The organism is Pseudaquabacterium inlustre (assembly GCF_038066595.1).
Classification (GTDB): domain Bacteria; phylum Pseudomonadota; class Gammaproteobacteria; order Burkholderiales; family Burkholderiaceae_C; genus Pseudaquabacterium; species Pseudaquabacterium inlustre.
In genome coordinates this window covers 461,921-476,343 of sequence record NZ_JBBUTH010000007.1, presented here as the reverse complement: position 1 = coordinate 476,343, position 14,423 = coordinate 461,921, and the positions used below count along the sequence as shown (strand labels likewise).

Below are 14,423 nucleotides of genomic sequence, written 5' to 3'. Positions count from 1 at the left end.
TGCAATCGTTGGCTAGAGCCAACGGGTCGCCACCGCATCGCCTGTGGTGAAACCTTGATGTCTAGGGTTTTGCCCAATAACGCAATCGATTGCAGCGTAATGCAATCACATCAGTTCCCTCATGATCGGGTCCGGCACGCTGGTGCCGCCCGGCGCTCAACACCAGGAGACACTCCATGAACCGACGACTCTTCAACCTGCGTCCCGTGGCCCTCGCGGCCAGTTTCTGCCTGGCGCCGGCGTTGGCCGCCGCCCAGCAGGCCACCGAGCCAGCCGGCGACGGGTTGAAGCTCGACACCGTGGTGATCACCGGCACCTCGACCGCCCGCACGAAGATGAAGCAGTCGGTGTCGGTGTCGACCATCGACGCGGACTCGTTGCAGAACACCGTGGCGGCCAGCGCCACCGAGGTGCTGCGCACCGTGCCGGGCATCCGTGCCGAGGCCAGCGGTGGTGAAGGCAATGCGAACCTGGGCGTGCGTGGCCTGCCGATGAGCGACGGCGGCGGCCGCTATGTGCAGCTGCAGGAGGATGGCCTGCCGGTGCTGCTGATCGGCGACATCTCGTTCGCCACGGCCGACCAGTTCGTGCGCGCCGACTTCATGACTGACGGCGTCGACGCCATCCGCGGTGGCTCGTCGGCCACGCTGGCCACCAATGCGCCGGGCGCCATCGTCAACTTCCGCAGCAAGACCGGCAAGGCGGCCGGGGGCGCCTTCGGTTTCTCCACCGGGCTGGACCATCGGCAGCAGCGGATCGACTTCGCCTACGGCGGCAAGCTCGGCGACGGGCTGACCTTCCAGATGGGCGGCTTCTACCGCAATGGCGAGAGCACGCGCAACACCGACGTGACGGTGGAGAACGGTGGCCAGTTCCGCGCCAACATCACCAAGGACCTGGGCAAGGGCAGCTACCTGCGCGTCAACTTCAAGAGCCTGCATGACAAGACGCCCACCTTCCTGCCGGTGCCGGTGGTGGCCAATGGCAGCAAGATCGAGACGATCGCCGGCATCGATCCGCGTTCGGCCTTCTTCATCAACAGCAAGTTCGCCAGCGATGTGGTGGTCGACAAGAACGGCAACCGCGTCTCCACCAACCCGGCGGACGGCCTGCAGGTCAACGTCGACTCGATCGGCGTGGAAGGCCAGTTCAACCTGGGCGGCGGCCTGACCGTGACCGAGCGCTTCCGCAAGAGCGCGATCAGCGGCCGCTTCATCGGCGTGTTCCCGGCCGGCAGCCAGCCTGCCGACTACAGCGGCACGGCCAAGGTGTTCTCGGCGCACATTTTCAACACCTCGCTCGACGACATGGGCAATGTGTTCAACGACCTGCGCGCCACCAAAGAGATCGCGCTGGCCGGCAACAGCAAGCTCACCGTGGTGGGCGGTCTGTTCAACGGACAGCAGAACGTCGGCCAGACCTGGTACTGGAACCGCTACAACATCGGCCTGAACGGCGATGGGGCCGGCCTGTTCAGCAATGCGGGCGCCGCCACCACCGCCGCGGTGGGCGATGCCACCACCACCTGGGGCGGCTGCTGCTTCCGCAACATCGACGTGCGCGTGACGGCCACGGCGCCCTATGCCGCCCTCACCTGGGAGCAGGGGCCGCTGTCGGTGGATGCCAGCGTGCGCCATGACAAGCAGAAGGGCAGCGGCACGCAGAAGTTCGGCAGTGCCACCACCGGCACCTGGGATCCCGCCAAGCTCAACACCATCGGCTGGAGCAGCAGCGCCACGTCCTACTCGCTGGGCGCGAACTACGAGTTGCAGCGCAACATGGCCCTGTTCGCGCGCGCCAGCCATGGCGCGTCGTGGAAGTCGCCTGACCGCGTGGTGTGGGATCTGGACGTGGACAGCGGCAAGGCGCCCTACCCGATCAACAAGATCGACCAGGTGGAAGCCGGTGTGAAGTACCGTGGCAACGGCTTCTCGGCCTTCGTGACCGCCTTCTTCGCCAAGACCAAGGAAGGCGCCGGCTATGAGTTGACGACGCAGACGGTGAAGAACAACTCCTACGACTCCAAGGGCATCGAGGCGGAGTTCTCCACCAGCATCGGGCCGGTGCGTCTGATCGGCGGTGCCACGCTGACCGATGCCGAGATCACCTCCGGCAGCAACCAGGGCAAGACGCCGCGTCGCCAGGCCAAGCTGATCTACCAACTGTCGCCCAGCTACGTGATGGGTCCGGTGGAAGTGGGCGCGTCCATCATCGGCACCACCAAGAGCTATGCGCAGGACGACAACGTGGTGGTGCTGCCCGGCTTCGCGACGGTCAATGCCTACCTGAACTACGAGCTGCGCGAGAACCTGACGCTGCAGCTGGGCGTGAACAACCTGTTCAACACCCTGGGCTACACGGAAGCCGAGGGCCAGAACAACCTGGGCACCAACCCGCTGTACGTGGCCCGCGCCATCAATGGCCGCAGCGCCAAGCTGGCCGTGCGCTACAACTTCTGACCACGGGCGCGCACACGGCAGGGCAGCGCCTCAGCTGCTCTGCCGCGCCACCAACTCGGTGCGCAGCAGCCGCGGGCCCACGCGCTCGCCGGCCAGCTGGGCCAGCAGGCCCTCCACCAGCAGTTCGCCGGCCTCGCTGATCGGCTGGCGCACGGTGCTGATCGGCGGCTCGAAGTTGGCCGCCAGCGCGATGTCGTCGTAGCCCACCACACGCACATCCTCGGGCACGCGCCGGCCGTGGCGGCGCAGCGTGCCGATGACCGTCATGGCCATCAGGTCGGAGGCGCAGAACACCGCGTCGAAGGCCAGCTTCTGGCGCAGCAGCGACTCCACCTCGGCGCGGATGGCCTCGGCCACGAAGGGCACCTTGCGCGCCAGCGTGGGGTCGGCCATGCGGCCGGCGCGGGCATGGGCGCGTTCCCAACCCTGCTGGCGCTGGCCGATCTCGGGTAGGTCGGGGTCGCCCATGAACAGCACGCGCTGGGCACCGCGCTCGAACAGGTGGGCGGTGGCCAGTTCGCCGCCGGCGATGTTGTCGCTGCCCACCGTGGCGTACAGCTGCTGCGGCAGCTGCGCGCCCCACACCACGAAGGGCACGCCCTGCACCGCCATGGCGTTGAGCTGGTCGTGGTGGTGCCACTGCCCCACCAGCACCACGCCCGCCGCCTGGCCGGTGCGCCAGGGCCGCGCGGCCTCGTCCAGGTGGCCGGCGTCCACGCGGGTGATCAGCATGTCCAGGCCGCGGTCGGTCAGCGCATCGGCCAGGCTGCCCAGCAGGCTGAGGAAGAACGGGTCGCTCAGGTGCTGCCGCGTGGCGGGGTCGTAGGGCACGATGACCGCGACGGTGCGGTTCTGCTTCAGGCGCAGGTTCTGCGCCCCGATGTTGATGCTGTAGTTCAGCGAGCGGGCCAGCTCGGCCACGCGGGCGCGTGTCTCGGGATTGACCAGGCTGCTGTCGGACAGCGCCCGCGACACGGTGGACACCGACACGCCGGCCAGGCGCGCGATGTCGGACATCTGCACCCGCGACGGGCGGGCCAGCGGGGCCGTGCCCGCGCCGCCCTTGCCCGTGGCGGACGAGGGCGTGGGCGCGGGGGAAGGCGTGGAAGTCTTGGGTGGGCGGGCCATGACGGGGCGCGGGCGATCGCAGGCGGTCAGGCGGCGGGTCTGCCGCCGGGTGGCCGTGGATGATGCCACGCGGCCAGGGCCGCGCCAGGGCTGGCGGCGGCGATCAGCCGGCCATCCCCTTCAAGGCGGTGGGGTGGCCCTGATGGTCGGCGATGTACTGGCGGATGATGTCGTCGAAGCTGGCGTCGGCCTGTAGCCCCAGCGCGTTGGCACGGGCGGCCGACGAGGCCCTGGGCCAGCGCGCCACGATGCCGGCGATGCGCTCGTCGTGCTGGAAGCTGACCCGCGCGCGCACCTCGGGGCCGGCCACGCGGGCCAGCGCGTCCAGCATCTGCTGCACGGTGATGGTCAGGCCCGGCAGGTTCAGCGCGGTGCGGCCGCCATAGGCCTCGCGGCTGGCCTCGTAGACGGCGATCAGACCGGCCACGGTGCTGGCGGGCGAGGCCACCGGGTGCGAGGTCTCGGGCGCCACCGGGCACACCGAGGTCTCGCCGGCCAGCGGCTCGCGGATGATGCCGCTGAAGAAGGACGAGGCGGCGCCGTTGGGCCGGCCAGGGCGCACGGTGACGGTCATCAGGCGGGCGCTGCGGCCGTCGATGAAGCCCTTGCGGGTGTAGTCGGCCACCAGCTGCTCGCAGATGAACTTCTGGATGCCGTAGCTGGTCTGCGGCGTGGGCAGGGTGTCGTCGCCCACCACCTCGGGCATCGGGTGTGCATCCTCGGGGCCGAACACGGCCACCGAGCTGCTGAACACCAGGCGCGTGGGCGCCGCGCCGGCCTGCACGCGGCTGCGCAGTGCGTCCAGCAGCGCGCGGGTGCTGTCCAGGTTCGAGCGCATGCCGAGGTCGAAATCGGCCTCGCACTCGCCCGACACCGCGCTGGCCAGGTGGAACACGCCGTCGAAGGCTTCGTCGCGCAGCGCCTCGCACTGCGCCAGCAGCGGGCTGGTGCGGGCTTCCACGCGGGCGTCGGCGGCCAGATCGGCCAGGTGCGGCCCCAGCGGGAACTGGTCGGACAGCACGATGCGGGTGATGGGCTGGCCGGCCAGCGTGCCGCGGGCCAGCAGGGTGCGCGCCAGGCGGGCGCCGACGAAGCCGGCGCCGCCGGTGATCAGGATCTTCATGAGGGGCTGTGCAGGGACTTGGGGGAACGAAGGGGCTTGGGCGCCTTCAGGCGCGGTGCGGGGTCGGCCAGCGAGGGCAGCTTGCGGCGCGGTGAACCGAGCACTTCCTCGATGTCGTCCTGCGCACCGTCGATCTGTGCCAGCGAGGCGCGTTCGGCGCGTGCCGCGTCGCGGGCGATCAGTGCGTCGAGCACCTCGCGGTGCAGCGGCAGCGAATGGGCCGGGCCGTCGGGGCGCGAGGTGGAGATCTCGAAGCTGGTGCGCAGCAGCGCGCCGAGCGCCTTGCCCATCTGCACCATCATGCGGTTGTGGCAGGCGTGCAGCAGGCCCTGGTGGAAGCGCAGGTCGTGGGTGACGTAGTCGCCCCCGTGCTCGATGGCGTCCTTCATGCCGGCGTAGGCGGCCTCGATCTCGGCGATGTCGTCGGGCGTTGCGCGCTCGGCGGCCATGCGCACGGCGGCGGGCTCGACGATGCGGCGCAGTTCCTGCAGATCACGCAGGAACTCGCGTGTGAGCCCGATGCGCGACTGCCAGGCCACCACCGAGGGATCGAACCAGTTCCACTGGTCGGCCGGCAGCACCCGGGTGCCCACCTTGGGTCCGGTGCTGACCATGCCCTTGGCCACCAGCGACTTGATGGCCTCGCGCACCACCGTGCGGCTGACGCCGAGCTCGGTGCACAGCTGGGCCTCGGGCGGGATGGCGCCGCTGGCGCCGTAGCGGCCGGCCACGATGGCCTCGCCCAGCAGGTCGAGCGTGTGGCCCAGGACGTTCTTGATGGCGTTCATGGGCGCGGGATTGTCACAGCGTTGCCGTCACGCCGCCGTCCACGTACAGGATGTGGCCGTTGACGAAGGCCGCGGCATCGCTGGCCAGGAACACGCAGGCCGGCGCCAGCTCGTCCACCTCGCCCCAGCGGCGGCTGGGCGTGCGGTTGATCAGCCAGCCGCTGAAGGTCTCGTCGGCCACCAGCTTGGCGGTGAGCTCGGTCTTGAAGTAGCCTGGGCCGAGGCCGTTGACCGTGATGCCGTGCGGGCCCAGGTCGATGGCCATGCCCTTGGTCAGCATCTTCACCGCGCCCTTGCTGGCAGCGTAGGGCGCGATGCCGGGGCGGCCCAGTTCGCTCTGCACCGAGGCGATGTTGATGATGCGACCGCGCCGGCGCGTCACCATGCGCCGGGCCACCGCCTGGCCGACGATGAACAGGCTGTCGACATTGGTGCGCATGATGTCGGCCCAGTCGTTCGTGGCGAACTCGTGGAAGGCACCGCGGCGCTGGATGCCGGCGTTGTTGACCAGGATCTCGACCGGGGCGATGCCGGCCTCGATGGCGGCCACGGCGGTCTCCGCCTGGGCGGCGTCGGTGACGTCGAAGGCGCTGGCGTGCACGCGCAGGCCCTCGGCCGCCAGTTGCGCCCGGGTGGCTTCCAGCTTGGCGGCGTCACGGCCGTTGAGCACCACGGTGGCACCGGCCTGGGCCAGCCCACGCGCCAGCGCCAGGCCGATGCCGGCCGACGAGCCGGTCACGAGCGCCAGCTTGCCATCCAGGCGGAAGGTGGAAGCGTCGATCATGGGAGGCGGTCCGGCCGGTCAGAGGCGCTGCTGCGACTTGCCGTCGAAGACATGCGCCTTCACCGGGTCGAACTGCAGGTGCACGGTGTCGTCGGGCTGGGCGGCGGTGCGGCCATGCATCACCACCACCAGACGGGCGTCGCCCACCTGCACGAGCAGCTCGGTCTCGGCGCCGGTGGGCTCCACCACCACCACGCGGGCCGCGACGCCGGAATCGGCCAGCCGCAGGTCGGTCGGGCGGATGCCGTAGTGCACGGCCTGTCCGTGGCGGGCCGCGGTGCCCGGCGGCAGCGGCCAGCGGGCTCCCAGGGCCTCGACCGCACCGTCGTTGACCGTGCCTTCGAACACGTTCATGGACGGTGAGCCGATGAACTGCGCCACGAACAGGTTGCCCGGCCGATCGAACAGCTCGAGCGGCGTGCCAATCTGCTCGACGATGCCGTCGTGCATCACCACGATGCGGTCGGCCATGGTCATGGCCTCGATCTGGTCGTGCGTGACGTAGACGGTGGTGGTCTTCAGGCGCTGGTGCAGGGCCTTGATCTCGGCGCGCATGGCCACGCGCAGCTTGGCGTCCAGGTTGGACAGCGGCTCGTCGAACAGGAACACCTTGGGGTCACGCACGATGGCGCGGCCCATGGCCACGCGCTGGCGCTGGCCGCCCGACAGCTCGCGCGGGTAGCGGCCCAGCAGGTGGTCGAGGTTCAGGATCTTGGCGGCCTTGGCCACGCGTTCCTCGGTGGCCTGGGGATCGGCCTTGCGCAGGCGCAGGCTGAAGCCCATGTTCTCGCCCACAGTCATGTGCGGGTACAGCGCGTAGCTCTGGAACACCATCGCGATGTCGCGGTCCTTGGCCTCCAGGTCGTTGACCACCTTGCCATCGATCAGGATCTCGCCGCCGGAGATCTCCTCCAGGCCGGCCAGCATGCGCAGCAGCGTGCTCTTGCCGCAACCCGAGGGGCCGACGAGGACGACGAACTCGCCGTCGCGGATGTCGACATCGATGCCGTGCAGCACCTTGACCTTGCCGCCGTAGGTCTTCTGGACGTTCTTGAAAGTGACGGATGCCATGTTCTTCTCGCGTTAGCTCTTGACTGCGCCTGCCGTGAGACCGGACACCATGTAGCGCTTGAATGCGTAATAGATCGCTGCCGGCGGCAGCGCGTAGACCAGGCCGGTGGCCATCAGCACCTCCCAGGGCGAATCGTCGGCAGCCAGGAAGTTGCCCAGCGCCACGGCCAGCGTGATGTCGGTCTCGGCCGACAGCAGCAGGAAGCCGTAGAGGTACTCGTTCCAGGCCAGCAGCAGCGCGTAGGTGCCCACGGCCACCAGACTGGGCACCATCAGGGGCACGTACACCAGGCGGAACAGCTGCAGCGGGCTGGCGCCGTCGATGCGCGCGGCCTCGTCCAACTCCCAGGGCAGCTTGTCGCTGGCCTGCTTGAGCACCCAGATGCAGTACGGCGTGGCGATGGTCACCATGGCGAGGATCAGCGACCAGTGGTTGTTCAGCAGGCCGTAGGTGGCCATGGTCTTGTACATCGGCACGGCCAGGAAGGCGGCCGGGATGAAGTACGTGAACAGCGCCATGTTCATCACCGTGCGGCCGCCCTTGACCTTCAGCCGGCTGATGGCGAAGGCGGCGCAGGTGGCCACCGCCAGTGTGATGACACCCACGCTGACCGCGATGAACAGCGAGTTGCCGAGCTGCGTCCAGAAGTGCGTGAGGTAGTAGTGCTTCTGGTGGAAGACGGTGTCGAAGTTGTCCAGCGTGGGGTTCTTGGGCCACAGGCGGCCGCTGGTGGCCTGGTCGCGCGGGGAGATGGCGAACAGCACCAGGTGGTAGACCGGGATGAGGGTCCACAGGAGCACCGGAATGCCCACCAGCAGCAGCTGGGCCTCGGTGACGATCTTCTTGAGCTTCATGGCGGGCGCCTTACTTCGACAGGCGTTTCATCATCAGGTAGACCATCGGCAGCACCAGCGGCAATGCGACGACGATGGTGGCCATGGCGAGTTCCATGTGGTCGAGCCGCAGGTAGCGGATGCCCAGCGTGGCCAGCACATGGGTCAGGTCGGCCGGGCCACCGCCGGTGAGCAGGTACACGCTGTTGAAGTCGCCCAGCGTCCAGATCATCGACAGCACGGTGCTGGTGAGGTAGAGCCCCGCCATCGCCGGCCAGGTGATGAAGCGGAACTTCTGCCAGCGCGTGGCGCCGTCGACGCTGGCAGCCTCGTAGTGCTCGCTCGGGATGGCCAGACGCCCGGCCAGCAGGATCAGGGTCCAGAAGGGCAGCGACTTCCAGATGTGCATCAGCATCGAGAAGGCCAGGGCCAGCGTGGGGTCGTTCAGCCAGTTCGGGCCGTCCAGCCCGGTGAGCTTGAAGTAGGTGGTGTTGATGACACCCCATTCCGGGTTGAGCATGAAGCGCACGCTCAGGATCGTGGGGATGCTGGGCATGGCCCAGGGCAGGATGAAGATCGCCGACAGGATCTTGATCCACCAGCGCCCGGTGGTGAAGAAGCCCGACAGGCCCAGCGCCACCATCATCTTGATGTTCACCGCCACCACGATGAAGACCACCGTGTTGATGGCCGTGCGGAAGAAGATCGGGTCGTCGAAGAGCTTGACGTAGCTGGACGGGTGCCGTGCCAGCCACAGGCCGTAGCCCACCGGATACAGCACGAAGACCAGGAAGATGACCAGATAAGGCAGCAGCATCGCCCGGCCCCAGAAGGTCCAGGCGCTCATCGGCCGCGCGGGCAAGGGAGCAGGTAAGGCTGCGGTGCTCATGACTCGCTGCAATCAAACGGGGGAGAAACGGCAGGGCCGGCATGCGGCTTCGGCATTCGGCAGGCGCGGGCCACGGGCATTCGCCCGGCGGGCGCGGTGCCCCGCGCCTTCCAGGGGTCGGACCAGCCCCTTCACGGCGGGCCGGCCGGCAGAGCGCCCCGGCCGCCAGGCGCCGGCGATGCGGCGTCTGGCGATGCCGGGCGGGGACTCAGTTGCTGGCCACCGCCTTGATGCGGGCGATCATCTCGTCGACGGCCTTGTCCACCGGCACCTTCTCGTTGAGTACGCGGTTCATGGCCTTGGCCCAGACGTTCTCGTTGTTCAGCACGGTGAACTTGTAGTTCTTGGTGAACTCGAAGGGCACGGTGCCGCTCTTGAACTGGTTGTAGACCGTCTGGCGGTGCGGGTCGGCCTTCCAGAAGGCACTTTCCTGCGCGGCCTTGGTCACCGGGAACCAGCGGCCCTGCGAACCCTCGACATACGGCGTCAGGTTCTTCTCGTCGAGCATGAAGGCCACGAACTGCTTGGCCAGGGCCTTGTTCTTGGCCTCCTTGAAGATCACACCGGTCTTCACGGCCGCGCGGTACTGCATCTTGCTGCCGTCGGGCTTGGCCGGGAAGGCGGCGGTGGCGATGTTCTCGCCGTAGTTCTTCTTGGCGGTGGCACGCTGGGCGTCGGTCAGCGTGGGGTTCACGCTGTCGTCCAGCCACTTGGCCGCGATCGAGATCGTGGCGTTGTGGGTCAGGATGATGGTCTTGTTGTGGAAGGCGACGTTGTTGTCCGGGTCCTTCCAGCTGGTGGACGACGGCGGCGTGCAGCTCTTGGTGTAGACCGAGGTGTAGTCGGTCATCGCGTTGATCAGGCCCTGGCGCACGGCCGGGTCATCGACCAGCAGCTTGCCGGAGTCGTTCACCAGCTTGACGTTGTGGGCGTCCATGAAGGTCAGGAACGAATAGAACGCGTCGCTGGAGTCCACGCCCATCGGGAAGCCGGTGGCGTAGCCGCGCGAGCCGGTCTTCTGGCGATAGGCCGGCTGCACCTTCTCGCACCAGAAGCTCCAGTACTCCTTCCAGGTCTTGGGGATGTCGGCTTCCTTGAAGCCGGCTTCGCCCAGCATGTCCTTCCAGTACTGGATGTGCATGGTCTGCTGCTTGATCGGGAAGGCGTAATAGGCGCGCTTGCCGTCGGCGTTGTTCAGCAGGAAGGTGGTCGACAGGGCCTGCGGCTCGAACTTGGCGCGCAGCGGGTCGATGATGGAGCTCAGGTCTTCCAGCTTGCCGTCGTAGGCCCACTTGGCCGTGACCTGGAAGTCGTACACGTCGCCATAGGCCACGTCGGGCGGGTTGCCGGCGTCCAGCGCGGCCACGCTCTTGGGAATGATTTCCTGCGGGGCGTACAGCGACAGCGCCACCTTGCTCTTGGTCTTGTCCTCGAAGGCCTTCACGGCGGCGAACAGCGCGTCGTCCTCGCCCTTGTAGTAGCCCTTGTTCCACCACACGGTGAGGGTCTGCTGCGCGAAGGCGGGGGCGGCGGAGATCAGGCCGGCAGCGATCAGTGCGCCGGTGATCCAGGTCTTGGCATGCATCGTGAGGTCTCCTTGTTCCTGTCGAAGGCAGGGCTGGGCTGTGCTGGCCGGCAGCTCTCCGACCATGGTGTGATCGTATGATGAATGACGAGGGCAGGCTTCGGGGCTTACCCGTGGGCCGGCCGGCTCAGCGGCACTCGGGCACCGGCGTCAGCAGGGGCTGGCCAGCGAAATGCGCGGCCAGGTTGCCGTAGGCCAGGTCGGCCATGGCCTGCCGGGTGGCGGTGGTGGCGCTGCCGATGTGCGGCGCCAGCACCACCTGCGGCAGGGCGCGCAGGCGCTCGGGCACGCGCGGTTCGTCCTCGAACACGTCCAGGCCCGCGCCGGCGATCACGCCCTGCTCCAGCGCGGTGATCAACGCGGCCTCGTCGACGACCGAGCCGCGCGCCACGTTGACCAGGATGCCCCGCTCGGGTGAGCTGCGGCCCAGCGCGGCCAGCACCTCGGCATCGATCAGATGGCGCGTGCCCGCGCCGCCGGGCGTGATGACGACCAGGAAGTCGCTCTCGGCGGCCAATGCGGCCGGGCTGGGCAGGTAGCGGTAGGGCAAGGCCGGCTTGGCCGAGCGCGCGGTGTAGGCGATGGCCATGTGGAATGCCGCGGCGCGGCTGGCGATGGCCTGGCCGATGCGGCCCATGCCCACGATGCCCACCCGTGCGCCGCTCATCTTTCGTGCCAGCGGCAGGGCGCCCTTCTCGGCCCAGGCGCCGCTGCGCACATGCCGGTCGGCGGCGGGGATCTGGCGTGCGGCCGCCAGCATCAGGGCCAGTGCCAGGTCGGCCACGTCGTCATTCAGCACGTCGGGCGTGTGCGTGACGGTGATGCCGCGGGCCTTGGCTGCCTCGACCGCAATGCCGTCGTAGCCCACGCCCATCACCGAGATGACTTCCAGCGCGGGCAGCTGGGCGATCAGTTCGGCGCTGACCTTGCTGTCGCCGCTGGCGGCGATGCCGCGGATGCGCGGCGCCACGGCGGCGAAGGCGGCCGCGTCGGATTCGTGCACGCGGTCATGCACGGTGAAGGCGGCGCGCAGCCGTGGCTCGAGCAGCGGCGACAGCCGGGTGACCGACAGGATCTCGGGCAGGGACGCGTCGGCCGGATGGGAGGTGGCGGGGGTCAAGGGCGGGGCTCCAGGGCTGTCTCGGGGGTTCTACGGGTGTTCGCCTCAATCGTCATACCATAGTATCTCGACCGCTCCGGGCCAGGCGCCCGGGAAAACGAGAACCCAGCGAGAAGACGATGAGCGACGCACCGAAGAAGAAACGCCCCGAGGAACTGCGCAGCCAGCAATGGTTCGGCCGCCAGGACCGCGACGGCTTTGCCTACCGCAGCTGGGTGAAGGGCAAGGGCGTGCCGCACGACCAGTTCGACGGCCGCCCGGTCATCGGCATCTGCAACACCTACAGCGAGCTGACGCCCTGCAACAGCCACTTCCGCACGCTGGCCGAACAGGTGAAGATCGGCGTGTACGAGGCCGGCGGCTTCCCGCTCGAGTTTCCGGTGATGAGCCTGGGCGAGACCCTGCTGCGCCCCACGGCCATGCTCTACCGCAACCTGGCCAGCATGGACGTGGAAGAGAGCATCCGCGGCAACCCGATCGACGGCGTGGTGCTGCTGATGGGCTGCGACAAGACCACGCCCAGCCTGCTGATGGGCGCCGGCAGCGTCGACCTGCCCACCATCGGCGTCAGCGGTGGCCCGATGCTCAACGGCAAGTGGCGCGGCCAGGAACTGGGCAGCGGCACCGGCGTGTGGAGCATGAGCGAGCAGGTGCGCGCCGGCACGCTGAAGCTGCAGGACTTTTTCGAGGCCGAGAGCTGCATGCACCGCAGCCACGGCCACTGCATGACTATGGGCACCGCCAGCACCATGGCCAGCATGGTGGAGGCCTTGGGCGTGGGCTTGCCCGGCAATGCCGCCTACCCGGCCGTGGATGGCCGCCGCAATGTGTTGGCGCGCAACGCCGGCCGCCGCATCGTCGAGATGGTGCATGCCGACCAGAAGCTGTCCAGCATCCTGACCCGCGAGGCCTTCGAGAACGCCATCCGCACGCTGGCGGCCATCGGCGGCAGCACCAATGCCGTGATCCACCTGATCGCCATCGCCGGCCGCCTGGGCGTGCCGCTGTCGATCGACGACTTCGACCGCCTGGGCAGCGAACTGCCCTGCCTGGTGAACCTGCAGCCCAGCGGCGAGCACCTGATGGAGGACTTCTGCTACGCCGGCGGCCTGCCGGTGGTGATGCGCCAGCTGCTGGAGGCCGGCCTGCTGCATGCCAACGCCGTGACGGCCAACGGCTGCACCGTGGCCGAGAACGTGGGCACGGCCGAGAACTACGACGCCCGCGTCATCAAGACCATGGCGCAGCCGTTCAAGCCGGCCGCCGGCATCGCCGTGCTGCGCGGCAACCTGGCACCGCGCGGCGCCGTCATCAAGCCCAGCGCCGCCACGCCCGAGCTGATGAAGCACACCGGCCGCGCCGTGGTGTTCGAGGACAGCACCGACTTCCACGCCCGCATCGACGACGAGAGCCTGGATGTGGACGAGACCTGCATCCTGGTGTTGAAGAACTGCGGCCCCAAGGGCTATCCCGGCATGGCCGAGGTGGGCAACATGCCGCTGCCGCCCAAAGTGCTGCGCAAGGGCATCACCGACATGGTGCGCATCAGCGATGCACGCATGAGCGGCACCGCCTACGGCACCGTGGTGCTGCACACCGCGCCCGAGGCCGCGGCTGGCGGCCCGCTGGCTCTGGTTCAGAACGGCGACCTGATCACACTGGATGTGCAGGCGCGCAGCCTGCATTTGCATGTGGACGACGCTGAACTGGAGCGCCGCCGCGCACACTGGGCGCCGCCCACGCCGCCGCTGGACAGCGGCTACTGGAAGCTCTACATCGACCACGTGCTGCAGGCCGACGAAGGGGTCGACCTCGACTTCCTGCGCGGCAAGCGCGGCGCGTTCGTCCCGAAGGACAACCACTAACTCCTGCCATCCATGAGCATTGCCCATAACAAGTACGCGCTGGTCACCGGCGCCAGCAGCGGCATCGGCCGCGCCTGCGCCCTGGCCCTGCTGGCCGAGGGCTGGACCGTGGCCCTGGTGGGCCGCCGCGCCGATGCGCTGGCTGAAACGGCCGCCGCCGCCGGTGAGGCCGCCAGCCGCGCCCACGCCCTGCCCTGCGATGTGAGCGACGACGTGGCCGTGGCGCAGCTGTTCGACACCGTGCGCGAGCGCTTCGGCCGGCTGGACCTGCTGTTCAACAACGCCGGCGTGTCGCTGCCCAACACGCTGCCCGGCGACCTGTCGGCCAGCGAATGGCGCCGCGCGGTCGATGTCAACCTGCACGGCATGTTCTTCTGCCTGTCGGCGGCCTTCAAGCTGATGCAGACGCAGGCACCGCAGGGCGGTCGCATCATCAACAACGGCTCGATCTCGGCCCATGTGCCGCGCCCCGGCACCATCGCCTACACGGCCACCAAGCATGCGGTCTCGGGCCTGACCCGCGCCGCCGCGCTGGACGGCCGCAACTTCGACATCGCCGTGGGCCAGATCGACATCGGCAACGTGGCCAGCGACATGACCCTGAAGATGGCCGCCGGCGTGCCGCAGCCCGACGGCAGCATCCGCCCCGAGGCGCGCATGGACATGTCCTCGCTGGTCGAGACCTTCATGGCCATGACCCGCCTGCCGCTGAGCGCCAACGTGCTGTTCACCACCGTGATGGCCACCAAGATGCCCTTCGTGGGCCGGGGTTGAGAC

Annotated in this window: 12 protein-coding genes; 3 read left to right on the top strand and 9 right to left on the bottom strand. The window is 68.7% G+C overall.

Annotated features, from left to right (window positions below):
• Positions 1 to 176 precede the first annotated feature (176 nt).
• Complete coding sequence (locus AACH10_RS13670) at positions 177 to 2,459, top strand: TonB-dependent receptor domain-containing protein (RefSeq protein WP_341410983.1); 2,283 nt, start codon at positions 177 to 179, stop codon at positions 2,457 to 2,459.
• Between the two features lie 30 nt (positions 2,460 to 2,489).
• Here the strand turns inward: AACH10_RS13670 and AACH10_RS13665 are convergent, their stop codons facing one another.
• From AACH10_RS13665 to AACH10_RS13625, 9 genes are all read right to left on the bottom strand, one after another.
• Positions 2,490 to 3,587 carry a LacI family DNA-binding transcriptional regulator gene (locus AACH10_RS13665; RefSeq protein ID WP_341410982.1) on the bottom strand — a complete coding sequence of 366 codons (1,098 nt, stop codon included), beginning with the start codon at positions 3,585 to 3,587 and terminating at the stop codon, positions 2,490 to 2,492.
• 103 nt (positions 3,588 to 3,690) lie between these two features.
• Positions 3,691 to 4,710 carry a D-erythronate dehydrogenase gene (gene denD, locus AACH10_RS13660; protein WP_341410981.1) on the bottom strand — a complete coding sequence of 340 codons (1,020 nt, stop codon included), beginning with the start codon at positions 4,708 to 4,710 and terminating at the stop codon, positions 3,691 to 3,693.
• Entirely contained in the window at positions 4,707 to 5,498 is a 792-nt protein-coding gene (locus AACH10_RS13655; RefSeq protein WP_341410980.1) for a FadR/GntR family transcriptional regulator, read from the bottom strand. The genes denD and AACH10_RS13655 overlap by 4 nt, the downstream gene beginning before the upstream one ends.
• Positions 5,499 to 5,511: 13 nt before the next feature.
• Complete coding sequence (locus AACH10_RS13650; protein WP_341410979.1) at positions 5,512 to 6,282, bottom strand: SDR family NAD(P)-dependent oxidoreductase; 771 nt, start codon at positions 6,280 to 6,282, stop codon at positions 5,512 to 5,514.
• Between the two features lie 18 nt (positions 6,283 to 6,300).
• Complete coding sequence (locus AACH10_RS13645) at positions 6,301 to 7,353, bottom strand: ABC transporter ATP-binding protein (protein WP_341410978.1); 1,053 nt, start codon at positions 7,351 to 7,353, stop codon at positions 6,301 to 6,303.
• 12 nt (positions 7,354 to 7,365) lie between these two features.
• The gene (locus AACH10_RS13640) at positions 7,366 to 8,208 is read right to left on the bottom strand and encodes a carbohydrate ABC transporter permease (protein ID WP_341410977.1); all 843 of its coding nucleotides are present in this window, start codon (positions 8,206 to 8,208) and stop codon (positions 7,366 to 7,368) included.
• Between the two features lie 10 nt (positions 8,209 to 8,218).
• Complete coding sequence (locus tag AACH10_RS13635) at positions 8,219 to 9,076, bottom strand: carbohydrate ABC transporter permease (RefSeq protein WP_423228601.1); 858 nt, start codon at positions 9,074 to 9,076, stop codon at positions 8,219 to 8,221.
• Between the two features lie 208 nt (positions 9,077 to 9,284).
• Positions 9,285 to 10,661 (bottom strand): ABC transporter substrate-binding protein, encoded by a 1,377-nt coding sequence (locus AACH10_RS13630; protein WP_341410975.1) that lies wholly within the window; start codon positions 10,659 to 10,661, stop codon positions 9,285 to 9,287.
• A gap of 127 nt (positions 10,662 to 10,788) precedes the next feature.
• Complete coding sequence (locus tag AACH10_RS13625; protein WP_341410974.1) at positions 10,789 to 11,781, bottom strand: 2-hydroxyacid dehydrogenase; 993 nt, start codon at positions 11,779 to 11,781, stop codon at positions 10,789 to 10,791.
• 119 nt (positions 11,782 to 11,900) lie between these two features.
• Between AACH10_RS13625 and AACH10_RS13620 the strand changes: the two genes are divergently transcribed.
• Both AACH10_RS13620 and AACH10_RS13615 read left to right on the top strand, forming a co-directional pair.
• A complete protein-coding gene (locus tag AACH10_RS13620; RefSeq protein WP_341410973.1) occupies positions 11,901 to 13,646 on the top strand; it encodes an IlvD/Edd family dehydratase in 1,746 nt (581 codons plus the stop codon).
• A 12-nt stretch (positions 13,647 to 13,658) separates the two neighbouring features.
• Positions 13,659 to 14,420: an SDR family oxidoreductase gene (locus AACH10_RS13615; RefSeq protein WP_341410972.1), complete on the top strand. Its 762-nt coding sequence runs from the start codon at positions 13,659 to 13,661 to the stop codon at positions 14,418 to 14,420.
• Positions 14,421 to 14,423: the final 3 nt, after the last annotated feature.